The sequence below is a fragment of the Psychrobacter sp. GW64-MNA-CIBAN-0177 genome (genome assembly GCF_040309585.1).
In the GTDB taxonomy this organism is placed as follows: domain Bacteria; phylum Pseudomonadota; class Gammaproteobacteria; order Pseudomonadales; family Moraxellaceae; genus Psychrobacter; species Psychrobacter okhotskensis.
The window spans coordinates 122144-148476 of sequence record NZ_JBEOOY010000004.1; the positions used below are offsets into that span (position 1 = coordinate 122144).

The following is a 26333-nucleotide window of genomic DNA, read 5'->3' on the forward strand; positions in this document are numbered from 1 at the left end:
AAAACCATCAATACTTAAATACTTAAATACTCAAATACTCAAATACTTAGCAAGCGGGTTTTAGCAAAACATTCGATATCAAAGAGAGGTCATTATGTCTATCACAGCCAATAAATACGGTGGTTTAGCCCAGCAGCTGATTAGCGAAGGTATCGTAAGCGAAGCGCATATGAAAACTGCGCAGACAGAATCGCAGCAACAGCAAATCGGGCTCGTACCTTATTTGGTAGACAATAAATTAGCCAATGCTTATCAACTGGCACAAATGCTGTCACAGGCTTTTGGCGATCCGCTCTTTGATCTTGACGCAATCAGTGCAGATGTCATTCCAAAAGATTTGGTCGATGAAAAAATTGTACGCAAGTTTCACGCCCTTCCCCTCTTTAAGCGTGGGCAGCGCTTATTTGTTGCTTTAAGCGATCCAACACGTATAGACGCCATTGATGCGATTGCCTTTAACTCTCGCCTCTCTATTGAAACCGTCGTCGTCGAAGAAGATAAGCTAAAAAGACGTATCGAGAGTCTGTATGCCGATACCATGCAAAGTTTTGATAGTTTTTCTGACAGTGACTTAAATATTGGCTTTGAAGACGGTGAAGAAGAGGAAGGTGAAACCAAGCTTAGCGATAATATCGATGAAGCGCCTGTCGTAAAGTTTGTCAATAAAATGCTGGTCGACGCCATTCGTATGGGCGCCTCAGATTTGCATTTTGAACCGTATGAAAAAAGCTTTCGTGTTCGCTTCCGTGTCGACGGTGTCATGCAAAAAATGGCCAACCCGCCAGTACAGCTCGCTAGCAAAATTGCAGCGCGGCTAAAGGTGATGTCACAGATGGACATCTCAGAACGCCGCATACCACAAGATGGGCGCATTAAGCTCAAAATATCTAAAAATAAAGCCATCGATTTCCGGGTCAACTCATTACCGACCTTGTTTGGTGAAAAGCTTGTATTGCGTATTTTGGACCCGTCATCCGCCATGCTCGGTATCGAGGCTCTTGGTTATGAGCCTGACCAACAAGACATGTTTTTGGAAGCGTTGCATAAACCGCAAGGTATGCTACTGATTACTGGTCCGACTGGTTCTGGTAAAACGGTGTCACTCTATACCGGCATTAACATTTTGAACACAGGCGCAACGAACATCTCCACTGCCGAAGATCCGGTCGAGATTAACCTCGAAGGCATTAATCAGGTCAACGTGAATGCTAAAGTGGGGCTGACTTTCGCCAATGCGCTAAAGTCATTCTTACGTCAAGATCCTGACATCGTAATGGTGGGTGAGATTCGTGACCTTGAAACGGCAGAGATTGCCATTAAGGCTGCGCAAACCGGCCATATGGTGCTTTCGACCCTGCATACCAACTCAGCACCAGAGACCTTGACCCGCCTACGCAACATGGGTGTGGCTTCCTTTAACATTGCCACGTCAGTGAACTTGGTTATCGCCCAGCGCCTAGCACGGCGCTTATGTAAAAACTGTAAAAAACCCATCAACGTGCCACGGCAAAGCTTGCTTGAGCTTGGCTTTACTGACACCGATTTAGACAACCCAGACAATGTCATCTATGAACCCGTAGGCTGTAACGAATGCCGCGAAGGTTATAAAGGCCGTGTAGGTATCTACGAGGTGATGAAAGTCAGCCCTGATATTTCTCGGATTATCATGGAAGATGGCAACGCAATTGATATCAAAGATGCGGCTCTCAAAAATGGCTTTCGAGACTTGCGCCGCTCTGGGGTGTTAAAAGTTTTACAAGGCGTGACCAGTATTCAAGAAATGATGCGCGTTACCTCTGAATAATGATGAACGCTAAATCGCCTTATTATTTCTACTCTCTAGGCATTGATAGCATTGCTTTTAAATAGTCTTGACTTCGAATGGCGTTATTTTTATAAACCAGCAATAATACTTACTCAGATGTACTTAAAAATAAAACAGAGTTATACTGGTTTTTTACGTTAAAATAAAGTATGCCATCTTTGTGTAATAAGTTAGGCATCGTTGTATTTCTTTGCAATATCTATATTAGACAAATCTTGAGGGTAGTAACATGGCAAAAGCGAAGACCGACATGCTGTTAGACTTTGTCTATGACGGGGTAAATCGACGCGGACAAAAAGTAAAGGGCGAAACCACCAGTCGTAGCCTAGAGCTGGCAAAAGCTACTCTGCGCAAACAAGGCATCACCGTCAAAGGTATCAAGAAAAAGCCCAAGCCCCTCTACACCTTCAAAAAACCCATCAAACCTATTGATATTGCCATCTTTGCCCGTCAATTGGCAACCATGATGAAAGCGGGCGTGCCATTGACCCAGTCCTTTGAGATTGTCGCGGACTCATTGGATAATCCCAGTATGAAAGAACTGGTTTTGCAAATAAAAGCCGATATCGAAGCCGGTGGGACTTTTGCCTCAGCCTTGCGTAAACACCCACGCTATTTTGATGATCTGTTTTGCTCGCTCGTCGACTCTGGCGAGCAATCAGGTGCGCTTGAGACCATGCTGGAGCGGGTTGCCACTTATAAAGAAAAAAGCGAATTATTAAAAGCCAAAATTAAAAAAGCGGTAAAATATCCTATCGCGGTTATTGTCGTCGCTGTTATCGTTACCATGATTCTGCTTATCAAAGTAGTCCCTGTATTCTCAGACTTATTTGAATCTTTTGGCGCAGAGCTCCCTGCCTTTACCCAAATGGTCGTTGGCATGTCTGAATGGATGCAGGCGTGGTGGTTTATTTTGATTATTCTCATTGGTGGGGCGATTATTGGTTTTTCAGAAGCCAAAAAACGCTCTAAGAAATTCCGAGACTTTTTAGACCGTGCCGTATTAAAAATACCAATATTTGGCAATATTGCTTATCAAGCCATTATCGCGCGTTTCGCTCGTACCTTATCTACCACCTTTGCCGCTGGTGTACCCCTTATCGACGCCCTAGATTCGACTGCTGGCGCCACTAATAACGTCGTGTTTTATAATGCGACGCAGCAAATCAAAAATGACGTATCTACTGGTCAACAATTGCAGTTTTCGATACGCTCTACCAATCTATTTCCAAGTATGGCCATTCAAATGGTTGGTATCGGTGAAGAGTCTGGTAGCTTAGAAGAAATGCTAGATAAAGTAGCGGTCTATTACGAAAACGAAGTCGACAATGCGGTCGACGGCTTGACCAGTCTGATGGAGCCTATGATTATGGCTGTGTTGGGGGTTTTGGTCGGTGGCTTGGTGATTGCGATGTATTTGCCAATCTTCCAAATGGGCTCAGTGGTAGGTTAAAGATGACGGAAAGGACAGCGATTTAATGCAATTTATAGAATTATTACAAAGTAATATGACGGTAGCGTTAGTCGTATTTGGTCTGTTGGGCCTTTGTGTGGGCAGTTTTTTAAATGTGGTGATTCACCGTATGCCGCTGATGATGGTCTATAGCTGGCGTCAAGAATGTAGTCAATTTATGGCGCAGCAAGCAGACATGCCGCAAGAGCATACCATACCACTGACCGATATCGTCGCAGCGGATACCCCTATTACGTTGAGTCGACCAGCGTCGCGCTGCCCTCACTGCGCGCACAAAATAAAGTGGTATGAGAACGTACCCTTAATAAGCTGGCTGCTGTTACGTGGGCGCTGCTCAAACTGTAATGCTGCTATCGGTCTGCGTTATCCTTTGGTTGAGCTCGTCACTGCCTTGTTATCCATACTGGTCATCTATCAGTTTGGGGTCAGTGCCGCTGGGTTGTCCGCCTTAGTTTTAGTATGGACGCTAGTGGCATTAACGGGTATCGATTTTGATACCCAGCTACTGCCAGATCGCCTAACCTTTCCGTTAGCGGGTTTAGGATTGGCCGTCAATTCACAAAGCTGGTTCGTCTCACCAACTCAGTCTATTTGGGGCTTGTTGTTTGGGTTTTTATCATTATGGATAGTGGTCAAAGTATTCTTCCTTATCACCAAAAAACATGGCATGGGACAAGGTGACTTTAAGCTCCTAGCAGTACTGGGTGCTTGGCTTGGGCCCATGATGTTACCATTAATTATTTTATTGTCTTCCCTACTCGGCTCAATCGTTGGCCTGATTTTGATGAAAAAACAAGGTGAGAGTAAGCCTTTTGCCTTTGGTCCTTATATCGCAGTGGCTGGTATTGTTGCTTTATTATATGGCTCAGATATCGTCAGTTGGTACTTGGGCATGTATACTTAGGGTCACAAACTATTTTCTCAGTTTATTACTGCCATTCTATCCGTTAGATAAGTCATTATTATGTCAAAATATGCCACAACAGCTTCGCCTTATTCTCATCAACCACAAAGCCTGCAAAAGAAAAGCAAGACGCTAGTAGTAGGTCTAACCGGGGGCATCGGTAGTGGTAAATCTGCCGCCAGTGATTGGTTCGCTGAGCAAGGCATTGATATTATTGATGCCGATGTCATTGCCCATCAAGTCGTTGCCAAAGGCAGCGCAACGCTACGCAAAATCCAGAAGAAGTTTGGTGATTGGGTAGTGAATGAAAAAGGAGATATGGATCGGGCAGCGGTAAGAACGCATGTTTTTACTTATCCAGAAGCACTGATTGAGCTAGAAGCGATTACCCATCCAGCGATACGTGAGGCGGCAAAACTACAGCTGGCCGAAAGCACCTCACCTTATGTGGTGTTGTCAGCGCCACTACTCATCGAAGCGGCGGAAGCAGGGCTGGCCAATTTATGCCAGCGTATTTTGGTCATGGATGCGGCGGTGGACACCCAGCTGACCCGTGCCAGCCAGCGAGATGAACAAAGCGTACAAAAGATTAAAGCCATCATGGTCAATCAGCTAAGCCGCGAAGAGCGGAATCAGCACGCTGATGATGTCGTACTTAATGATGGTAATTTGGCTGATCTCTACCTAAAATTAGAGCCACTACATCAGAGCTATCTTACGCTTGCCCAGCAGCTAAAGTACGCTGCCGATTAACTTCATATAGCGCCATGCCCGTGGCAACGCTTACATTTAAGCTTTGTAAGTTGCCATGCTCATTGCCTGACATCGGAATATAAACCAGCTCATCACAGCTCTCCGTCGTCAGGCGGCGCATGCCCTCTCCTTCTGACCCCATAATAATAGCTGTTTTACCTGTCAAGTCTGCCTCATGTATCGGCTTCGCCTCTGCATTGAGTGCTGTACCGAATACAAAGACGCCGGCATTTTTGATTTGCGTCAGCGTGCGTGCCAAATTGGTAACGCTAACAATAGGCATCATCTCTGCCGCCCCTACCGACACTTTCGCAACCGTAGGCGTGAGGCTCGCCGCATGATGTTTTGGACAAACCACCGCATCAACACCCATGGCAACGGCGGTACGCAAGCACGCACCAAAGTTATGCGCATCGGTGATTTGATCCAAAACCAATAGCAGACACTGTTCACGGCCGATGATAATATCAAGCAAGCCTTCATCAGCGAAACCTAACGGTCGTGCATTCAGCACCACACCTTGATGCTGCGGGCTACCACACAGTTGCGTGAGCTTGTCTTTTTGCGTCGGTTGAATGCTGATGCCATTATCTGCTGCCTGCGCCATAATCGCTTTGACATGACTGTCGCTCTCGCGCCCTTGCTGTACAAACAAGCTAAGGCCATCAAGAGGACGATGTTCGAGTAACGCATCAATAGCATGAATGCCATAGAAATAAATGGGTTTTGCCATAATAGGACTGCCGGTTATAAGGTGGCTATCGCACACTGCGATAGAAAAGGGAGATATGACAATAATTGTAGCAATTAATCAAGGGCTTAAACAAAATAATGTCACCAAAAAAAAGAAATAAACCTTATCGCAAGATTTATTTCTTTTTGAGGGCTAAGCCGCTATAAACTGTCTTTTGGAACCTTTAACTGGTAATAGTATCAACCTTCTAAATGACAGATATACTGCACGATTTCCTCTGTGCGTAAGTTAAAGCCACTGTTGCCTTCAACGACGAATGATTGTCCCGCGCGATAGTAGCTGAACTCTTCATCACCATTTATTTTGACTTCACACTCGCCGCTGATAATTTCGATACGCTCGGAGGTATTGGTACTGAAGTGATAATGCTCGACCAAATTGTCGCAAGGTAAAATCACACCTAATGTTTTGTGCCGACCATCCTCGAACATAATGGTATGGCTTGAGCAACGACCATCATAAGATATCGTGGCTTGGGCATTGACTGTCACACTGGTAAATTGCGCCGCTGTCATAGTGGCTTCCTTATCAAATAATTATTGCCAAACTAAAAAATAAGTAACGTATTGAACTGCTTACTCTACCTAGGTTGTACTACGCATTTTGCACTATAGTAAAAACACGCTATGTCGCACAATGGCTAAAAATCTAGTGGTAAGAGTTTATCATTATGTGAGATTATGCTACCACATTATATCTATAAAGTTTGTTACAGGACCAATGAAAATTTTGTTGCGTTTTTAGGCTGAATAATTCTTAACCATTCGCTTTGCAGCCATCGACTGATGCCTATAGTGTATATACGTTGCGCCCCATTATGACGATTGCTGTTTAATGATAACAACTTATTATGACAGTCGCTCATTATCACGCTTATGATAGCTATTAAGGCGATTATTAAGACGGTTAACTGCTTTTTTATCATAGGCTTATTGAATTTTTATGATAGTCTTTCCTAGTTAGTTCGCAGTATTTGACGACTTTAAAATTTGTATTTAATAGCGTTTGACACCATACTATTTACCAATGGCTATTGTCTATTTAGTACTATTACCCCTACCATTTTACTTCTTTATTTACCCTATTTTAGATATGACCTCCCATGCTTTTATGTGAGGTTGATTGTCTGTCATGAGAGGCGTTGATGCTTGTATCATTAACTTTACATCAGTTTGCATTGATTGCTCAGCATGAGCTGAGTGTGGCTGAAGGCTTTAATGTCATTACTGGTGAGACAGGGGCTGGTAAGTCGCTATTACTAGATGCGCTATCCTTATGTGCAGGCGAGCGTGCAGACAGTGCGATGGTCAGACATGGCGCTGCAAATGCGGATATTTATGCGCAGTTCGATGTGGAAAATAACAATGTTGTTGCTGAATGGTTTGCCAAAAATGAGCGAGCGCTAGAAGAGCCGGAAGTATTGATTCGTCGTCAATTGAGCAACACAGGGCGCTCCAAAGCATGGCTCAATGGCACGCCAGTGAGCTTGGCAGAGCTTAAAAGTTTGGGTGCATTACTGGTTAATATCCATAGCCAACATGCTCAGCAAGCGTTGCTTAAGCCGCAGTTTGTGGTGCAATGGCTCGATGAGATGGCACAAATCACGCCACTAGCGGCACAAACGGCTAGCAGCTATCAAGCTTATCAGCAGCTTAAACGCCGTGCGGATGACATTGCCAGCCGCGAAGCTCAGCGTCAAGATAGAATCCAACTATTGCAAAGTCAGCTGGCTGATATTGCCCCATTACTGGCGGTTGATTATGCGGAAGTCGAAGCGGAGCACGAAGAGCTGTCTAATATCGAAGCGTTAATGCAAGAGGCCAGTCACGGTCTTCATCTACTCGACAATGATACCGATGAGCCTGACGTCATGACCTTATTAGGACAGGCCATCAAGCTCTGTGATCATCAGCTGGGGGTTAGTCAAACCTTTGAGCAAGCTTCCGAGCAGCTACATTTAGCACAGCAGCAAATCACTGAGGTGACCGCTCTACTCTCAGATTATGCCGAGCAACAACTGCCTGACCCAGAGCGCTTGCAAGCATTAGACAATTTAATCAGTCTTGGACACCGCTTGTCACGTAAGCATAGCTTGCCAGCGAGCGACTTAATCGATGAGGCCAAAGGCTGGGAAGCGCAATTAGAGCAACTGGAAAACGAACCAAGCAGTGATGCCATGGCAGCGCAAATTGAACAAGCATGGCAAGAGTATCTGACGCTAGCAACCCAACTAAATAAAGAAAGAACAAAAGCGGCACCAACTGTCAGTAAGCAGCTGATTAAGCAATTAAAACCGCTTGCCCTGCCCAACGCCCGCTGCGATTTTGTCTTTACTAAGAAGACCGATCCAAGCCAATATAGTGCGCAAGGCTGCTATGATATTGATTTATTGTTTAGTGCCAACGTTGGTATGCCGATGCAGCCGCTACATAAGATTGCCTCAGGCGGTGAGCTGTCGCGGATGGCGCTGGTCATGCAAGTATTGCAAGCGACCAATGCCGATAATAATGCCGCTAAGCCAATGTTGGTATTTGATGAAGTCGATGTTGGTATCAGTGGCGGCACCGCACAAGTGGTCGGTGAGCTCTTACGCGAGCTTGGGCAGACGCAGCAACTACTTGCCATTACCCATCAGGCGCAAGTCGCAGCGCAAGCGCATCAGCATATCTTGGTACAAAAACACCATGACGAACAGACTGAAAGTGAGCTGTTAATATTGACTGACAGCGCGCAAGTCGATGAGTTGGCTCGTATGTCGGGCGGTGTGACCATCACTGACGTCACCCGTGATCATGCCCGTAGTCTATTGTCTGATGTAAAATATAGTCAGTGAAAAGTCATATCGATACATCGCGCACTGCTGATATCAATTTTTCTTGCTTACTGTGCCTACGCAGACAGAGGCTGCAAAAAATTGATATCAGCAATACCATAGCGTTTTTAGGATATTTTGATTATAAGTATCCATCATTTATAAAAAGATAACTGCTGGCTAACGTATGGCGATTGTTGGCCTCGGTTGATTTCCCCCTCATTATCACCATATAGTGGTGTGTCTTCTCTATTATTTCACCTTTATTATTAGGTTGCGTTTGTTGCTATGTCTAAAGCCAATTTGACCCATCATTTCTTAATCGCGGCACCCGAGCTGTCAGACCCACGGTTTGAGCAGGCGCTGATTTATATCTGTCGTCATGACAAACATGGCGCCCTCGGTCTGATGGTCAATCGTCCATTAGAGCAGTCGCGCGTGGGCAAACTACTAGAGGATTTAGACATTGAAGTCACCGATCCGCAAGTGATGGAAGATGTGGCATTAGAAGGTGGTCCAATGTATCCCGAGGTCGGCTTTGTCCTGCATACAGGTCAACCAGAATGGGCATCGTCTTTTGCCATCTCAGAAAACGTCTGTATCACTACCAGTCAAGATATCTTGAAGCGTATCGCCGCCGGTCAAGGCGTTGGTCATTATCAGCTGTGCTTAGGTCATGCCAGCTGGGGCAAAAAACAACTCGACCAAGAGCTTGCTAGTGGCGACTGGCTCGTCTGTCCTGCTGATCTGAATTTATTGTTTAATACGCCATTTGAAGAACGCTGGCAAATCGCTGCCGATAAGATTGGGGTTAATTTTGACTATTTAAGTAGCGATATTGGTCACGCTTGAGTCAGAAGCTCAATAAGTATGAAAATAGGAAGTATGCATAATGATGGTAGAGTCTGAAACTAGCACTGAAATCGAAACTGCCGATACGACTATGGTGGAACCAGTTATTAAGCCGCATCTTATTTTGGCGCTTGATTATGGCGTCAAAAAAATGGGCATGGCGCTAGGTAACACTATCACCGAAACCGCGCGTGCTTTTGATATCTTAGCGATGAATAATGGCCAGCCTGATTGGGATAATCTACTGGGTATTATCAAGGTATGGGGCGTGACAAAAGTGGTGGTGGGGTTGCCGCTTAATATGGATGGTAGCAGCTCAATGCTGTCGAAGCGCGCGCACAAATTTGCCCGTCGCCTAGCGCATCGAGTCATGGAACAGCACCTGCCAGTTGTAGTAAGCCTCTGCGATGAACGCCTAACTTCAGTGGCGGCGCGTGAGATCGCGTGGGATAATGGCTGGATTAAGCATGAGCGCGACCCCATCGATGACATCTCTGCTTGTATCCTGATGTCGACTTATTTTGCTGATCCCAGTAGCAGTATCGCCATCGATGCCATCAAAGCAGACTAAATTAGCGACTAGCTTGCTGTTACAATAGCGCTAATTTTTGACATATCGTCACTCTACACGGATAAATGCCTGATTATTATGACCACTGTTTCAGACCAGTCTCTGCAAAACAAATCGCAACATGGCTTTGCGCCGCTTGCGATTGCTCGTATCAAAGGCGCTCAGCGAGCGAATCAAATAGCGATTTATCTTATTTATGCCGCTATCTTCGCCTTTATGGTCTTTGGTACCATTGCCAGTATCAAAGCCTTTCATGACAATCAGCTGCTTTATCAACTCTTCTATAACTTGCCCTACGTTTTAGTGGCGTTGACCATTCCCATTACCATTTACGATGCGTTGGTTATTTATCGTTATCGCTTAAACCAACCGTCGATGATTGCCATGAGTATTGGCGTATCCACGGTGATATTACTTGGCGGGCTATTATTTGCCGATACCGCTTGGTTAGGGCTGTCCTGCTGGCTTGGCGTGGCTTTTTTGTTCAAAGTTAGCTTTAAGCGCTTCTTTAACTTTTTAGACGCTGAAAAAGACGCGGAAGCCACTGAAAATAACTAAAGTACGCTGATAAAAACATCCTAACGAATAAAGCACAAAAAACTTTAACCATATTTTAGTGATTCAAATGACTATTATGACCACTTCTACGACACAAACGACGATCAATCATCATTTAGACACCCAAGGGCTTATTTGCCCTGAGCCTGTCATGATGCTGCATCGAACCATCCGTAAGGCTGATGCGGGCGAGGTGATTGAGATACTCGCCACTGACCCTGCAACCACTCGCGATATTCCTAATTTTTGCCGTCATTTAGGGCATGAGCTTGTCCAGCAAGAAACCCTTGCTGAAAATGTACCTTTAAATGTCGATTCTGATGAAATCACAGTTGCTGACGATAATAACGCGCCTATCAGCGCCACGCTTTATCGTTATTTGGTGAAGAAAAAGAGCGCTTGAAAGCTTGAACGCATGCGGTTGACCTTGCACTAATAATTTAAGAGCATCAAAAACACAAAGATATCTTTGCTTTGTACAAAACATATCATTCACAAATTAAAGGTAGATAACGTGTTAGCAACCCAACAGCAGTACGTACAGTGGCACGAAAATGGCAATGAAACCTTACGTCGTGCCCGCTGGTTATCGGAGAGCAATCATGCAGCGCCTGCGCGTATTGTATTGGTCGATGACAAAACAACCGCTGATGAGGCGTACCGCTTGGCTTGCGAAGGCACGTCACTGCTGTGGCGCGGTGACTTTCATAATGCCAAGCAATTGCTACAAGCGCTCAACCGACGTATCGAGCGTACCAATGAGCGCTCTGAGCAGCGCAAAATAAAGAAAGCGGCTAATAAATCTGCTAAGTCTAACGCAGAGTCTGATTCGGTCAACTCTAAAGAACTACCTAACTTGTTTTATCAACAACGGCAAATGCAAGCACAGCGTGCGCGTATATTAAGTCGCTTGCTACTAGAGCTTGATGCCAATTATGTCAGCCATCTGCGTCGCGCCCCTGATGTCAGCGCGGCCTGTACAGCAGCTTTTGGCCAGTTAGACAACGCGGCTGATGAATCATGTGTACTTTCATTTCGTGACTTGCAAGGGGCGTTAGGTGCAGCGCAGTGGCGCGAAAAAGGCGTGCCAGTTGAAAGCTTAAGTCTATCGATTTACCCGCATTATGGCGTTTTTGCACCAACCCGCCATGAGTATGTGCAGCTACTGCTCGATGCGACGCTGCCGACCATTCATGAGATCGCTTATGACATCGGCACAGGCACAGGCTTGCTTGCCATTATCTTAGCGCAGCGCGGTGTAAATCATGTGATTGCCACCGATTTAAATCCACGGGCTTTAGCCTGCGCTAGCGAAAATTTTACGCGATTAAAACTCACTAACGTACAGTTGCAGCAAGCTGATTTGTATCCGACTGATGCGCCACTCGCTAATTTAATTGTCTGTAATCCGCCTTGGTTACCTGCCAAGCCTAGCTCGCCTTTAGAGTACGCTGTTTATGATGCCAATAGCACCATGCTGCGTGGGTTTTTGCAGAGCGCGAAAACTCATTTAGCTGAGCAAGGAGAAGTCTGGTTAATTCTGTCAGATTTGGCTGAGCATTTGCAGCTGCGTACTCGTGAGGAATTATTAGGTTGGTTTGCAGATAGCGATTTAAAAGTAAAATACCGCCTCGATACAAAACCTAAGCATGGTCGCAGCCAAGATGATACTGATCCTCTCTATGCGGCGCGTAGTGCGGAAATTACCTCATTATGGTGTTTAGTACCTGCCTAATCTTTAATAATTGATAATTAATCATTGAGTATCAAATTATGAGCCGCGACCGTGCTGTACAACAGCGCCAACCTAAAGCGCTAGCCGTTGATGATGAACCTACTTATATCACCGAGTTTCGTCAAGCGATGCTGGCTCGTGGTCTAGCCACGCGGACGCGTAATGCCTATGTGCGCGACCTGCGCTCTTGCGAGCTGACCAATCCTATCGCTCTAACACGCTGGCAACCCGACGATGTGCTGCACTGCTTATCAACGCTTACCCAAGACGGCAAAACGCCACGTACTCAAGCGCGTATGCTCTCAAGCTTGCGTCAGTTTTATCTATGGATGATTGCTAGCAACCTGCGTGAAGACAACCCTTGTGAGCGTATTAAAAGTCCAAAGCTTGGGCGTCCATTACCAAAGGATTTGAGCGAGGGCGATGTTGATAATCTCCTAGCATCTCCTGATACCAGCACGGCGCTCGGACTGCGTGATAAAGCCATGCTAGAAGTGCTCTATGCCTGCGGTCTACGGGTCAGTGAGTTGATTAATCTGTCACTGGAACAAGTGAATCTAAATTCAGGCTGGCTACAAATCACCGGTAAAGGTAATAAAACCCGATTGGTTCCATTAGGTGAATATGCAGCGGATGCGCTGGAAGATTATCTAACGCATGCTCGTGGTGATTTGATTGCTCACCTGAAATCGGGGAATTGCCAAGCGGTGTTTTTGACCGCACAAGGCGGCTATATGACGCGGCAGAACTTTTGGTATTTATTAAAGAAGTACGCCAAAATTGCCAGTATAGATAAAGAGCTATCGCCGCATACCCTACGCCACGCTTTCGCCACGCATTTGCTAAATCATGGTGCGGACTTGCGTAGCGTACAGTTGTTGCTTGGGCATAGTGACTTATCTACCACGCAGATTTATACCCATGTGGCGACGGCGAGATTGCAGAAGCTGCATGCGGAGCATCATCCGAGAGGTTAAAGTTTCAAATAAAAAATTATTTTTAATAGTTATTAATTTTATATGGAATAAAACATGAAGGAAAAAGTAAGCGGTAGTACGAAACTCAATCATTTGAATCCATTTTGGCTACACTATTTATCCTTAGAAAAGTCTCTCATAGAAATAAGTGATTACGTTGCTATAACTCAATCGAATTTTCATACTTACTCACTTAAAAACATGCAGTTGTATTTCGCTATCTGTGTTGAAACAGAGAGCGTCTTTGAGCAAATATATAAATTTATTAATAAAGGTAAGTCTAAAAGCTCTAGTATTAGTAGAAATATGGATATGTTATTTGACCACTTTCCCGAGGTGAGAAATACTGCTGTTACTTTAAATATCACTGGTGAAAGTCTGCTGTTTAAGCCTTTTGAAAATATGTTTTATAATCATGAAATAGAAATAGAAGAAAAAAGTAAGAAAACAGGGGAAGTAAAAATGGATGAAGATGTTCAATCTATGAAAAATCGTGAAAGATTGAGCAGTTGGTGGCGCGAATATAACGGTGTAAAGCATCAAAGATACGAAAAATTTAACCAAGCTAATTTAGGAAATTTACTTGAAGCATTTGCAGCTTTACATGTTTTAAACATCCTTCTACCTCTCAACGTTAATATGGAGGCTATAGCTGATTACGATTCTACCTTTATTATCGTGCCTGTTGAACTACAACCTCCAATGTTCAGAACTGTGAATTATAGTCTAGAAATGATGTCAGATGGCATACGTTGCTATATTTGCCATATTAGTAATAAAAGTTTTAATTAAGTATTATCTTATCTGTGGCTCGATAGGCACACCCTAATCCTCTTCAAATTTCGTAATCATACAACGCTTTGACTTGCGGTGCGGTTTAACCTGAGCGAGGAAATAACGAAGTACTGCTTCGTCCGAGCTCAAGGGAATTCGCATTTTCGCAAATTCGGTAGCGGTATCCCGACGCAAGAGCAACAGCGCTAGACACAATAAGCTTTTTAATGATAAATACTTACGTTGATAATAGGTTTATCTGGTTTGTCTATTTTGAAAAATCAGAGGATAATTCCAAGCAATATCATAATTAATGAGAAGTTACATTATGCTCATCAATGCAGATTTCTCCTGCCGTGCTGCCTTAGCAGCTGAACACTATCAATGGGTTCAGTCACCACAAAACGGCGTCGAGCGCGTGATGCTTGACCGCGTTGGTGCTGAAAAAGCGCGTGCGACCAGTATCGTACGCTATGCCCCTGAGTCAAATTTTCCGCATCACCTGCACCCAGGTGGCGAGGAGATTTTGGTACTATCAGGCACTTTTTCAGCTGATAACAACCATTATCCTGCTGGTTGGTATTTACGCAACCCACCGACCTCAGGGCACCAGCCTTATAGTCATGAAGGTGCTATTATTTTTGTTAAACTTTGGCAGATGACAGTCGACGAGACTGAGCATGTCGCTATCAATACCAACGATGCAGCTAACTGGCAAGCACAAGGCGGTCGTGAGATTTGTCATTTATACTCAGATATAAGAGAAGAAGTGAGCTTGCAACGTATCAATGTAGGTGAGGTATTGTTTGCAGATGCCATCGCAGGAGGTGCTGAGATATTGGTGCTAGAGGGTACGCTGATAGACGCTGGACAAACCTATCAGAGCGGTGGTTGGATACGTCTGCCCGTCGATGCGACATCGCAAATAACAGCAGGAGCAAATGGCGCCACGGTGTATCTAAAAACTGGACATTTATCACAAATCATTGGGATTGATGCTCAATGAGCCGTAGGGTGCGCCTCGCGCACCGATGTTTGATATTATCTTGATTAAGGTGCGCATGGCACAGCCTACCTATAATAACTTGTTATCTCAACAACAATCTAAACCTGAATCAAACTAGGTTTTTTAGCCGTGACTGTCGCGGTATCCTGTGCATCTGAGCGGGCTGCGTCACTTGGCTGAGGGTAGTATCGCTGAGCAGGAATACCATCAGCCAATAGTGACCGCCCCGCTCGGAGGTACAGATACAAGCAGAAGGCGCGATCAGCTCCCATCACAACTTTTGCAATAACGACTTCCCACGATATAATTCTATCAATCGATAGCTGCAAACCTGCCCTTTTGTCGTTACAATAGCCTCAATAAAGCGCGTCATGATTGGCAAGTTGTCTGATTGAGCAGCGCACCCCCATTTTATTTATCCAATATCCGAGAATCCTATGAGTCATAAACCCTCTGCTGAATTATTGAAAAATGCTCGACACTGGCGCGAAGATATTAACTTTCGCCAAGATGTGCTGGGCAAGCCGTTTGATTTTGCGACGACGTGGGGTATTTTTTCACCGCAAAAGCTCGATGATGGTAGCTTGATGCTGCTTGATTATGTGGACTTTGAAGCGGATGATGATTCGATCGATTTGGGCTGTGGCTATGGCGTGCTTGGCATGACGGCGGCGCGTGAATGTCCGAATGGTCTGCATACGTTGATTGATAAAGACTTTATGGCAGTAGAATATGCCCGCCTTAATTGTGAGAAGAATGGTCTAAAAAATGTCGATGTGCATTTATCGAATGGCTTTAACCATGTGGCAAAGGACAAAGACTTTAGCTTGGTGATGTCGAACTTACCAGCGAAGGTAGGTAAAGAGCAGCATTATCTATATTTCCTCGATGCCTATGCACGCATGCGTCAAGGTGGACGTTTTTATGTGGTGACAATCAATGGTTTGCGCCAATTCGTGAAGCGTTCGTTTACCGAAGTATTCGGCAATAGCGACAAGGTCAAGCAAGGTAAGACCTATACGATTACCATGGCGACCAAAGATTAACTGCCAGAGTAAAACAAACAAAAAATCCCGCTAGCATGATGATGTGTTAGCGGGATTTTTTATGGCTAAATTCTTAGAACTGTATTTTTGACGTTATATTTTTAAAATTACATTTGTAGGATTACATTTGCCGCTTAAGTAAATACCCACCCAATGCCGCACTGGCAATAATTGGTAATATCACCATCAGTAGCGGCGAAAATCCAGTGGCTAGTGAGATGAAGCCAACCAAATCCTGAAGATAACTAAACAGCAAGCCAAATAATAATGCCACGACGATACGCAAGCCCAAGCTATGGGTGCGCAATGAGCCAAAGACGAATGAACAAGCGACAATCACCAGCGACAATATCGACAGCGGTGACAGCAGCTTTTGCCAAAATGCCAGCTCATGATTCAAAGAACGTTGGCCTTGTTGGCGCATAAACTGGCGGTGATCGTAAAGCTGAGTCAGCGATAAATCTTCGGCATCACGGGTCAACAAATAGACCGATTCGGGAGCGAAAGGCAGGCTTAAGGTATCCGACGGCGAGGTGGCTTGGCTACTCTCAAAGCCTTGATTGATACTGAGCTTGGTCATGTTGTTGAGCTGCCACTCATAGCGATATTGCTCGCTGGGCTTGTCGCTGGCGGTATTCGTACTTATCGGCTCGCGACCCGTATATTGTCCGCCCTCAGCATGGACAGCCGTTTGTAAGTTGCCATTATTGTCCAAATGCCAACGCTTAACGGTGCCAATATTCCCTTCTACATCAGCATAATCAATATACAGAATATCACTGCCATCTGGCTTTGTATTACCAGTCCCCGAACTCTCAAAGCGTGGCTGCACCGTCCAATAACCACGTACCGAGGTAATCAATGAGCTGTTGTCTTCATCGTTAATTTCTTGCGCCAATTGGTTGGAATGCGGCAAGACAAACTGGTTGATGAGCAAAGCGAGTAACACAAAAATCAGAGCAGGCTGCAATACCCAGCCAACGATACGATAGACGCTGACCCCAGCGGCACGCATGACGACCAGCTCACTTTTATTCGCTAGCAACCCTAGTCCAACGACCGCACCGAGTAGAGCGCCAGTCGGTATAAACTCTTCTAAAAAGTAAGGCGAGCGATAAAAGATATACTTAATCGCCTCGCCCATCGTATAGCTCTCGTCTAACGAATCCAGCTCTGACAAATAAGAAAAAATAATTTGTAGCGCCCACAAACCGATGACTGCGCCGATAATGGCCAACAAGGCATTCAATTTTACGTAACGGCTGAGCACGGTTAAGGTATCAGGCTTTTTGGCGAGTTGAGCTGTAAAGTTTGGTGAGCGAGATGCCTGAGATTTAGAAAATAAAGAGCGCATTAAGACTGCCCTCCTTGTGAGCCATTGCTTTGAGTCTCAATCAACGCGACCGGCGTATGGCTTTTTAAGCGAAAGCGCAGACGATGCTGCACCCGACTGCCCCAATTCATATAGAGCGCCAATGCCATAAATCCTAGGATGAGCCAAGTATAAGCCCAGACGCTAACCGTGCCTTTGCTCACTGCACTCTTTAGCGAGATAATACCTAAAGCACAGCTGACGAATAACAAGATGGCAGGAAACAAACGCAGCCAACGTCCTTGACGCGGACGTACTTGCGCCAGTGGGACGGCGAGCATCGGCGCGATAATCATCAGCCACGGCAGAGCAAAACGGTAGCCAATCTCACTTTGTGCTGCACGCAGCGCACTCTCACCACCGAGTTGAGCACTGCCGCTTGCCGCTTGCCATAAGGGGCCAATTGCTTGGGTTTCGATATTGTCTTCGGTGATGACTTCTTGTGCCGATTCCGTCAAGGTAATGCGGTAGCGATCAAAGCCGACTTGGTTATACTTGAGACTGCCCGCGCCGACTTCGTAACGCCGACCTTGGAATAAATCCAATTGGGTCACACCCTTGTCGCCCGTCTGCACTTGTTCGGCTCTTTTGGCCAAAGTAATGGTGTCTTTAGTGATATTTTTATTGCTTTTGCTTATCAGCGCTTGCGGCACATCTGGAATGTCTAGTTGTTCTGCGGTGGCAGGATCAATCTTATTATCAACATCCATCGCGGCGGCTTTTTTGCTGCTGCCTTTTGCTTCTGGCTCAGACTGAATGAGTATCACATCTTGCAGCTGTTTTTTATCGTCGCTAAGACTGCCGACATACAGATGATAATTGCCACTACTGATAAACTCATTGGGGCGAATCAAATCAAAGGCGCTGGTAAAGGCCTGCTGCTGCCACACCGCCTCAGATGAGCGCACACCCCACGGCTTACCGACCACTGACAATGCTGCCTCACCAACGAATAAGGCCAATATTAATGGCGTCATCAGCCGAGCCAGCTTACCACGCGAGACACCACTGGCATTGATAACTGCCATTTCTTGATCGACATATAAACGCCCAAACACTAGCATTAAGGCGATAAAAAATGCCAACGGTAAGATCAGCTCTAAAAAGTACGGTAAGTTATAACCAATAATGGTAAATAATAAGCTGACGTCCAGATTACCTTCAGCCGCAATACCAAAGTAACGTATCAGGCGACCGCCAAGCATCATCACCACCAAAAACCCCAATACCAAAGCGGTGGTTGAGGCAACTTGTTGGGTCATGTAGCGGCGTAATATCACAATAGGTACTCTTTAATAATGAATATGCGGACGATGTATCGCGTGCTGGGTAACAGAGGCAAGCGTAATAGGAGGCGCTACCAACGTAAGGCGACCCCAATATATAAGCAAACCAACACTTAAATAAATATAAACGTAACGGTACCACTTATAAGTCAGAACCTATCAATATAAGCGATAAAGATAACCGCTAATGCTAGCATATTTTGATAAAAAATGGCTGTGAAATGTGTGCTAAAAAATCACCCAACCCTTACTGGCGACACGTGGTTCATCACTAATAGATATTGATAAACATTGGTAGACGTTGCCAATAGCCAATGAGCCGTATCCAGCAGTCAATAAACACAAAAGACCAAGACTTCTCTGGACGCGGGCTTACGTCAGTTTAATTAAACGGTATTTTTATTTTTGGAAAGGTTTGTTTGTCATTCGTATCAAGTCGCCAATATGAGCAAGATTAATTGCTAGACTGATTGATTGTCAAAACTCATACATGTATCACACCCATTGGAGCATAAATATAATGTCTACTCCCTCTACCCTACTTGAGCTGGCTGGCGGTCAATTTGATACCCTTGATTGGTCAAATTGCGCAGTTGTCTTTATTGATTATCAGAACGAATATATTGATGGCGCTATGCCGTTAGGTCAGGCGGGCAGCAGGGCGCTTGCAAATGCGCAGCGCTTGCTTGATAAAGCTCGTAAGCAAGACATCCCTATTTTTCATATCGCTCACCACGGCGAAGACAATGGCAAGGTCTTTGACCCGTTATCCACCAACGTCGAGATCGTTGACGGTCTAAAACCGCTAGACGGTGAAAAAATTATTACCAAAAAGCATCCTAATGCCTTTTATGATACTCAGCTACAGGCGCTTATCTCTGCTAGCGGTAAGCAGCAGGTGATTTTTGCGGGCTTTATGAGCCATATGTGTGTCAGCTCTAGCGTCAGAGCGGCATTTGATCTAGGCTTTGATAATTTTGTTTGTCATGATGCTTGTGCCACGCGCGCGCTGCCTGATTATAAAAGAGAGACAATTAGCGCGGAAGTGATGCATGATACGGCTATGGCAGCGCTGCAAGATAGATTTGCAGCCTTGGTAACGACTGACGATTTGGTTAACCATTAATTCTATTAATGACTGACCAATAGATCAGATAAGTAGCAAACCGCTAAGTTACAGTATAGTGAGAGCACTATTTACATTGCTTTTTTACCCTGTCTAATCGTCATACTAGCAATAGCATGACGATTGCCTACATCCGATTCAGTGTCAATTATTGATGACGGCGTAGTCGAATATTCTATATGCCCTAGTAAGATAGTGCAGCAAAAAAATAAGAAAACATTACCTAACCCTTGCCAACTGCGCAGCAATTAGCTGATATGCTACACTACAATAATAATCAATGGGCTAATCCGTTTCATCGCGGACAACAACACCCTAACTGACGTTCGTTATTTTGATTGACCAGTTTTTTGCATAAGGTCAATATAAGATCAATGACGAAAAGTCATCATTGACAATTTTATTTTAAAAATAGCGATGTGCTATGAAAGTAGCAAAATGCCGATATTATCTTCATCACTTATTTGTATAGTCGGTTCACTATAATTTAGATACAAGGAAGGCGAGTGAAAGTACTACAAATAGTAGACTGAGCGAGCCTAACGCCGTAGCTGATTTATAGAGGATTGACTATACTTCTAAATTTATAACTCTAATAAGGATAACTATATGAATATTAAATTATCTCAGCACCTACCAAAAACTCATACTCAAAAAATTCTAAAAAAAGAAGCCAAAAGCAAAGACGAAGCCTGTTTGGTAGTCTTAGTGGATGATAAAAAGAACATCCTTGCTGAATCAGTGTTGGCAGACTATAGCGCTCGTATTGAGCAATTGATTGAAGTCTCTCACTTCAACGGTAAAGTTGGTGAAACGGTTATCGACTATGCCTTAGCGGGTGATAAAAAAACCACCAAGCAAAACCCTGTCCAGCTATTGTTGGTCGGTGTCGGTAACGTTGATAAACTCAACAATACCATCCTGCAAAAAATCACCAAAACCATCTATAGCAGCACACAAAAACGGGTAGCCTCTATTACTGTTGCCTTAGGTGACGCGCTGGAAGAAAACCAGTTTGGTCAATTCGCGCTTAACTTGTTGGCAGCGACTTATCGTTTTGATAAATATAAATCTGAGCAAAGTACCCCAGAATTAACCGATATCTATTTAGTTGCTGATGAATCACTACAGCCAGCATTGGACTTTGCTCAGTCAGTTTTTGCCGGTCAAAGTTTGACTCGCGACGTGGCTAACGAACCTGGCAATATCTGCTTCCCTGCCTATATGGCAGAGCAAGCAGAAGCGTTGGCAAAAACCTATCCTGACTTATTAAAAGTTACGGTATTGGGTGAAGAAGAAATGTCAGCGCTAGGCATGGGTTGCTTCTTAGCTGTGGCACAAGGCTCTGCTAAAGAAGGTAAGCTGGTCATCATGGAATACTATGGCAAGTCAAAATTCAGTGCCAACACTGGTAAATCTACCCTTAGCAGCGCAAAAGTAACGGGCGGTCTCAAAGCTTTGGCGGATAAACTACCAACCAAAGCGGCTAACAAAAAAGCCGCTAAAAACAACGATGACATGCAAGCTGCCAATGATGACGCACCTATCGTATTGGTCGGTAAAGGCGTAACCTTTGACTCAGGTGGTATCTCAATCAAGCCCGGTGCGGCGATGGATGAGATGAAATTTGATATGGGTGGTTCAGCGTCGGTACTCGGTACGATTAAAGCGCTATGTGAAGCGCGTCTACCGATTAACGTTGTGGGTGCGCTCGCCTGTGCGGAAAACATGCCATCAGGTGATGCAACGCGCCCAGGTGATATCGTAAAAGCCATGAACGGCAAATCGGTTGAAATTTTAAATACCGATGCGGAAGGTCGATTAGTACTGGCAGATACTTTATGCTATGTGCAACGCTATCAGCCAAAAGCCATTATCGATGTGGCCACATTGACGGGTGCTTGTGTCGTTGCTTTAGGTCATGTACGCTCAGCTGTATTCAGTAATGATGAAGATGTCTTGTTTGATTTAGAAAATGCCAGTAACCTATCTGGTGATCTCATTTGGCATATGCCGTTGGATGATGAATATCAGTCATTAATCGACTCGCCTATCGCAGATATGCAAAACATCGGTGGTAAAGGTGCAGGTGCAGTGACTGCTGCATGCTTCTTGTCGCGCTTCGTCGAAGAAGGTCAAGCATGGGCACATCTAGACATCGCTGGCACGGCATGGAACTCGGGTAAAGATAAAGCAGCCACTGGTCGCCCTGTACCGCTATTTATGCAATACTTAAAAAACAGCGCGAATATGGTCTAATCCGTTGACGAAAACCAACTTATGAAAACTACTTTATGAAAATCAGTTTATGAAAGTTAGCTTTTATGTATTAAGCGACAGTAAAGCCCAAGATTTCTTGGGCTTTATTTGTCAGTTGACCCAAACGGCGCTCAATAAAAGCAATCAGTCGTTGCTAATTCTTATTGAAAAAGACGATGAATTATCATCCTCGCTTGATGAAGCACTATGGGCACAAGAGGCGACGAGTTTTATACCGCATCAACGCCTGTTCGCTAAAAGTGATGAAAGTGCTAATGCTAAAAGCGATAACACTGAGGTTGCTACCAATGAACAGTTAGCGCCTGTTCTGCTTGGCAGCTATATGCCAGCAGATTTCAATGGTATCGTCATTAATACAACGGCACAGCCTGTGAATACCTTTATGCAAGCGACCAGTAATGCTCAGCCTACCCGTATTCTTGAGCTGATTAAACCTGACGCGACGAGTGTGCAACAAGGTCGTGACAAATATAAGCACTATCAACAATTAGGCTATGAGCTGACTCATTTTAAAGTCTAACCTCTAATATCTCTTTTATTTTTTCACGATAAAAATGCTTCCATCTTCCTCATACAACGCTATGCTCTTAGCTCTATACGCCCTCCTATCTGCTTAGACAGGTATGGGTTAAAGGTAGGCGCTTATCTTAAAAAATGCTACCATCCTTCGATTAGTTTTCCGTTTTCATTATAAATGTCTTATTTATCGTCGAAACTGTTTTAAGTGGCTACAAGGCAACCGAGCGCAAATCGTACACTTAGGTACAGGAAGCGAGGGTAACGCCGTAACCATTTACAAATGCTTCGACCATATCGACTAACTCGAGGTTGTATAGATGCGTTCATTGATTGCGATGTACCAGCGTATAGGGCTGGTGCCGCTCATTATTATTGGTTTAATATTAGGGGTATTAATTGGTTGGTTGGCACCAGATACCGGTATAGCACTAGGCTTATTGGGTACGCTATTTGTGGGTGCACTAAAAGCGGTGGCGCCGATACTGGTATTTATTTTGGTCATCGCAGCGATTAGTCAGCATCGTAGTGGCAATGAAGTCTTCGTCAAGCCCGTGCTCATTATGTATATGTTCGGCACTTTTTTGGCCGCCCTCACTGCGGTGGGCGCAAGCTTCTTATTCCCGACCGAGCTGACGTTAGTGAATGCTACTATCGAGCAAGTACCACCGGCGAACCTCAAAGAGGTATTGACCAATTTGCTGATGAATTTGGTTGCCAACCCTATCAACGCCATCGCTGAAGCCAACTATATCGGTATATTAGCGTGGGCAATCATCATTGGCTTTGCGCTGCGTCAAGCCAGTGATACGGCTCGTACTGTCGTCGGTGATTTTGCGGATGCTATCTCACAAGTCGTGAAATGGGTCATTGCTCTAGCGCCCTTTGGTATCTTAGGTCTAGTTGCCAATACCGTCGCGGAGACAGGCTTTGGTGCATTAGCGGGTTATGCGCGTATCTTAATGGTACTGGTCGGTTGTATGCTATTTATCGCCTTGGTCGCCAACCCCATTATCGTGCTGATTAAGACGGGCAAAAACCCTTACCCACTGGTATTCACTTGCCTGCGCGAATCTGGTATTACCGCCTTCTTTACCCGTAGTTCGGCGGCCAATATTCCCGTCAATATGAACCTTGCACGTAAACTGGGTCTGCATGAAGACACTTATTCAGTAACGATTCCACTGGGCGCGACCATTAATATGGCAGGCGCGGCGATTACGATTAACGTCTTAACGCTGGCTGCAGCTCATACCTTGGGTATCGAAGTGACGTTCGCTTCAGCGCTGCTACTCAGTCTGGTGGCAACCATTAGTGCTTGCGGTGCGTCTGGTGTCGCTGGTGGTTCATTGTTACTGATTCCATTGGCGGCGAGCTTGTTTAGTATTCCAAACGAAATCGCCATGCAAGTGGTGGCAATTGGCTTTATCATCGGTGTTATTCAAGACTCTGCAGAAACAGCACTGAACTCATCGACTGACGTACTATTTACCGCAGCAGCTGATCCTAAATATTCGCGTTAATTGATAGATATTCAGATTGATAAATTAAGAACCACAAACAGAAAAGGGCCTCATTTAATCAGTGAGGCCCTTTTTATTGTCTGCTGTTTACTACTGCTTCAAGTGTTCAATATCCACTTCAATGACTGGCGTCTGTAGATCTATCTGACGTTTTAGTTGACGTAGTTGTTCCACCTCGTCTAATAGCTCCAGTATCAAGCCAATCGCTGGTACGCTGGCTTCAAAGTCGCGACTTAGACGCGAAGCACGGCGCACAGTCGTCAGCTGATAACCGGTAAATTGCTGATGCTCTGGCACATCATACTCAATGATGTTTTCTTCAATCAGTTCGATGACCCATTGGCGCTCTTGACCACAGGCGGATACCAGCTCATCTAAGCTCATGATAATGTCGGTAAATTCAGGCGAGTTTTTCATAATTATTATCCTCGTATGCTCTTTATTTCATCGTTATCGTATTCATCTCTGTTCGTTGTTGCTTATTGCAGTAATGAGCCATTGTTATTAACACTCTATTTAACATTCTATTTAACGCTCAATAGCGGTATCAGCAAAGGCTTGCTTTAACTGCTCGTAAGCTTGGGTTGCAGCCTCGCTGCTAATCTCAGGGTTGACGATGTTTAAGGTTAAGTATAAATCACCCGCTTGCTTAGCAGGGATACCCTTACCTTTTAAGCGTAAGTTGCTACCAGATTTACTGTTTTTAGGAATCGTCACACCAAGCGTACCTGCTGGTGTAGTTAGATTGATTTTTTCACCCAATGCCGCTTCCCATGGCGCTATGTTTACTGTCTGATAAACATTCGCGCCTTCGATACGGATATTGGCTGCATGGCGAATCTTAACTTTTAAGAATAAATCGCCATTTTTACCACTACCACCGCCAGCAGCACCTTGTCCTGTTAAGCGAATTTGCTTGCCATCAGTGATACCTTTGGGGATTTTAATTTTTAGGGTTTTATTGTCATAATCGACGCTGCCGTTGGGCTGACGCACAGGGACGTTTAGCTTAATACTATAGTCATCACCGCTATATACCGAAGACAAATCAACGGTAATTTCTGCATGTTGGTCTTGACCCTTGCTATCTTGTGCGCCAAAACCACCACCAAATTGATCGAAGCCAGCACTTTGAGAGCGGCTACCTGTCTGCCCATTGGTTGAGCCACGTGCGCCGCGACCAAATGCCGAGAATATATCATCGAAGCGAAAGCCACCATCGCCGTAGGCTGCGCCATCACCAAACTGGTCTTTGATATCTTCCCAGCGAAAGCCATCCTGCCCAGCGCCTGCTGATTGACCGCCGAAGCCACCAAAACCGCCAGTGCCAGCTTGACCAGCAAACGGGTTGTTTAGCATCGCGTCATATTCAGCACGCTTGTCTTTATCTCGAATGGTTTCGTAAGCGTTATTGATTTCAGCAATCTTGTTATCCGCGTCCGGATCGTCACTGACATCTGGATGAAATTGACGAACGAGCTTACGGTATTTTTTCTTGATATCAGCGTCTGAGGCGTCTTTTTTGACCCCTAAAATGTCGTAATAGTTTTTTTCTGCCATATTGTTTTTCCTTATCGTATATATTTCTAATTATTCAGTTAATACATAATATGGGGATAATGAGTCAATATTTCATTTTTTCGCTTGCTGCTGCCATTAATAAGGGAGTATTAGTAATACAGTAATGATGACAAGCGAGGCTCGACGTTGGGTTATCTGAATGACCTAATCCCTCATTATTCGCATGTGTCACTATATTGATGTGTGTCACTGTATTAGCGTTTATCACTATGATTCTGGCATCATTTTTCTTTGACAACTGTTGGCGTAATGTCAATTTGGTTTACATGCTTTTATGGCTCACTACCAGTGAGGCTTTATCTGTCTACTTACTTTTAGACGGCAGAATATGTTTTTTCAAAGCATTGCACTGGTAAACACTTGGTATTACAAAATTCAAAAACCGTTTAATCAAAACGATGAAAATATTATTGCTAGATACTTTTGATAATACCCGACTTCTTACACCTTACAAAATAGTAATAATATAGCAAGTTTTGTTTACATTAGTTTGTACCTAGTTTCTTATCTCAAATATGAGAGCGTTGAGTTACTCTAACATACTGATTAAAAATAATACTGCAAGCGTCTTATTACAAGGGCTGAGCCTTACAAAAACCTTGTTTAAA

At 44.6% G+C, this 26333-nt stretch carries 25 protein-coding genes; 18 read left to right on the top strand and 7 right to left on the bottom strand.

Going from position 1 to position 26333, the window contains the following annotated elements; all coding sequences use genetic code 11:
- Positions 1-94: 94 nt before the first annotated feature.
- From pilB to coaE, 4 genes are all read left to right on the top strand, one after another.
- On the top strand, positions 95-1804 hold the full coding sequence (pilB, locus tag AAEY79_RS04385; RefSeq protein ID WP_025652591.1) for a type IV-A pilus assembly ATPase PilB: 1710 nt from the start codon (positions 95-97) through the stop codon (positions 1802-1804).
- 250 nt (positions 1805-2054) lie between these two features.
- Entirely contained in the window at positions 2055-3278 is a 1224-nt protein-coding gene (locus tag AAEY79_RS04390; RefSeq protein WP_025652592.1) for a type II secretion system F family protein, read from the top strand.
- A 25-nt stretch (positions 3279-3303) separates the two neighbouring features.
- Positions 3304-4203 carry an A24 family peptidase gene (locus tag AAEY79_RS04395; RefSeq protein WP_025652593.1) on the top strand — a complete coding sequence of 300 codons (900 nt, stop codon included), beginning with the start codon at positions 3304-3306 and terminating at the stop codon, positions 4201-4203.
- Between the two features lie 60 nt (positions 4204-4263).
- Complete coding sequence (coaE, locus tag AAEY79_RS04400) at positions 4264-4956, top strand: dephospho-CoA kinase (protein ID WP_025652594.1); 693 nt, start codon at positions 4264-4266, stop codon at positions 4954-4956.
- Here coaE and rlmB read toward each other — a convergent pair.
- Positions 4919-5689, bottom strand: a complete 771-nt coding sequence (gene rlmB / locus AAEY79_RS04405) for a 23S rRNA (guanosine(2251)-2'-O)-methyltransferase RlmB (protein ID WP_025652595.1) — start codon at positions 5687-5689, stop codon at positions 4919-4921. The two genes, coaE and rlmB, sit on opposite strands and share 38 nt — an antisense overlap.
- A 200-nt stretch (positions 5690-5889) precedes the next feature.
- A complete protein-coding gene (locus AAEY79_RS04410; protein WP_010197725.1) occupies positions 5890-6225 on the bottom strand; it encodes a pyrimidine/purine nucleoside phosphorylase in 336 nt (111 codons plus the stop codon).
- A gap of 629 nt (positions 6226-6854) precedes the next feature.
- Here AAEY79_RS04410 and recN point away from each other — a divergent pair.
- The 9 genes from recN to AAEY79_RS04455 all read left to right on the top strand — a co-directional run bounded on the left by recN (position 6855) and on the right by AAEY79_RS04455 (position 14995).
- Positions 6855-8543, top strand: a complete 1689-nt coding sequence (gene recN / locus AAEY79_RS04415) for a DNA repair protein RecN (protein WP_201607559.1) — start codon at positions 6855-6857, stop codon at positions 8541-8543.
- A 267-nt stretch (positions 8544-8810) separates the two neighbouring features.
- Positions 8811-9374, top strand: a complete 564-nt coding sequence (locus AAEY79_RS04420) for a YqgE/AlgH family protein (protein ID WP_025652597.1) — start codon at positions 8811-8813, stop codon at positions 9372-9374.
- Positions 9375-9414: 40 nt separating this feature from the next.
- A complete protein-coding gene (gene ruvX / locus AAEY79_RS04425; RefSeq protein WP_374189988.1) occupies positions 9415-9945 on the top strand; it encodes a Holliday junction resolvase RuvX in 531 nt (176 codons plus the stop codon).
- 78 nt (positions 9946-10023) lie between these two features.
- The gene (locus AAEY79_RS04430) at positions 10024-10503 is read left to right on the top strand and encodes a hypothetical protein (RefSeq protein WP_352287410.1); all 480 of its coding nucleotides are present in this window, start codon (positions 10024-10026) and stop codon (positions 10501-10503) included.
- A 76-nt stretch (positions 10504-10579) separates the two neighbouring features.
- Entirely contained in the window at positions 10580-10906 is a 327-nt protein-coding gene (gene tusA / locus AAEY79_RS04435) for a sulfurtransferase TusA (RefSeq protein WP_352287413.1), read from the top strand.
- A gap of 111 nt (positions 10907-11017) precedes the next feature.
- Positions 11018-12238, top strand: a complete 1221-nt coding sequence (locus AAEY79_RS04440; RefSeq protein ID WP_201582613.1) for a class I SAM-dependent methyltransferase — start codon at positions 11018-11020, stop codon at positions 12236-12238.
- A 38-nt stretch (positions 12239-12276) separates the two neighbouring features.
- On the top strand, positions 12277-13215 hold the full coding sequence (gene xerD / locus AAEY79_RS04445; RefSeq protein ID WP_037025884.1) for a site-specific tyrosine recombinase XerD: 939 nt from the start codon (positions 12277-12279) through the stop codon (positions 13213-13215).
- 54 nt (positions 13216-13269) lie between these two features.
- Positions 13270-14007, top strand: coding sequence for a hypothetical protein (locus AAEY79_RS04450; RefSeq protein ID WP_025652603.1), 738 nt, complete (start codon positions 13270-13272; stop codon positions 14005-14007).
- A gap of 310 nt (positions 14008-14317) precedes the next feature.
- Complete coding sequence (locus AAEY79_RS04455; protein ID WP_025652604.1) at positions 14318-14995, top strand: cupin domain-containing protein; 678 nt, start codon at positions 14318-14320, stop codon at positions 14993-14995.
- Positions 14996-15093: 98 nt separating this feature from the next.
- Here AAEY79_RS04455 and AAEY79_RS04460 read toward each other — a convergent pair whose 3' ends face one another.
- Positions 15094-15324 carry a hypothetical protein gene (locus AAEY79_RS04460; protein WP_037031154.1) on the bottom strand — a complete coding sequence of 77 codons (231 nt, stop codon included), beginning with the start codon at positions 15322-15324 and terminating at the stop codon, positions 15094-15096.
- A 108-nt stretch (positions 15325-15432) separates the two neighbouring features.
- Here AAEY79_RS04460 and AAEY79_RS04465 point away from each other — a divergent pair, with 108 nt between their 5' ends.
- Entirely contained in the window at positions 15433-16041 is a 609-nt protein-coding gene (locus AAEY79_RS04465) for a class I SAM-dependent methyltransferase (RefSeq protein WP_101211381.1), read from the top strand.
- A gap of 121 nt (positions 16042-16162) precedes the next feature.
- On the opposite strand, the gene lptG is transcribed toward AAEY79_RS04465, so the two are convergent.
- Entirely contained in the window at positions 16163-17395 is a 1233-nt protein-coding gene (lptG, locus tag AAEY79_RS04470; RefSeq protein ID WP_201567528.1) for an LPS export ABC transporter permease LptG, read from the bottom strand.
- On the bottom strand, positions 17395-18675 hold the full coding sequence (gene lptF, locus AAEY79_RS04475; protein ID WP_201567530.1) for an LPS export ABC transporter permease LptF: 1281 nt from the start codon (positions 18673-18675) through the stop codon (positions 17395-17397). The genes lptG and lptF overlap by 1 nt, the downstream gene beginning before the upstream one ends.
- A 544-nt stretch (positions 18676-19219) precedes the next feature.
- Here lptF and AAEY79_RS04480 point away from each other — a divergent pair.
- The 4 genes from AAEY79_RS04480 (at position 19220) to sstT (ending at position 24144) form a co-directional block, all read left to right on the top strand.
- Entirely contained in the window at positions 19220-19825 is a 606-nt protein-coding gene (locus tag AAEY79_RS04480; RefSeq protein WP_025652609.1) for a cysteine hydrolase family protein, read from the top strand.
- 609 nt (positions 19826-20434) lie between these two features.
- Positions 20435-22084: a leucyl aminopeptidase gene (locus AAEY79_RS04485; RefSeq protein WP_201567532.1), complete on the top strand. Its 1650-nt coding sequence runs from the start codon at positions 20435-20437 to the stop codon at positions 22082-22084.
- A 49-nt stretch (positions 22085-22133) separates the two neighbouring features.
- The gene (locus tag AAEY79_RS04490) at positions 22134-22625 is read left to right on the top strand and encodes a DNA polymerase III subunit chi (RefSeq protein ID WP_025652612.1); all 492 of its coding nucleotides are present in this window, start codon (positions 22134-22136) and stop codon (positions 22623-22625) included.
- A gap of 316 nt (positions 22626-22941) precedes the next feature.
- A complete protein-coding gene (gene sstT, locus AAEY79_RS04495) occupies positions 22942-24144 on the top strand; it encodes a serine/threonine transporter SstT (protein WP_101211375.1) in 1203 nt (400 codons plus the stop codon).
- 90 nt (positions 24145-24234) lie between these two features.
- Here the strand turns inward: sstT and AAEY79_RS04500 are convergent, their stop codons facing one another.
- Entirely contained in the window at positions 24235-24561 is a 327-nt protein-coding gene (locus AAEY79_RS04500) for a chaperone modulator CbpM (RefSeq protein WP_025652614.1), read from the bottom strand.
- Between the two features lie 111 nt (positions 24562-24672).
- Positions 24673-25704, bottom strand: a complete 1032-nt coding sequence (locus tag AAEY79_RS04505) for a DnaJ C-terminal domain-containing protein (protein WP_201567540.1) — start codon at positions 25702-25704, stop codon at positions 24673-24675.
- Positions 25705-26333: the final 629 nt, after the last annotated feature.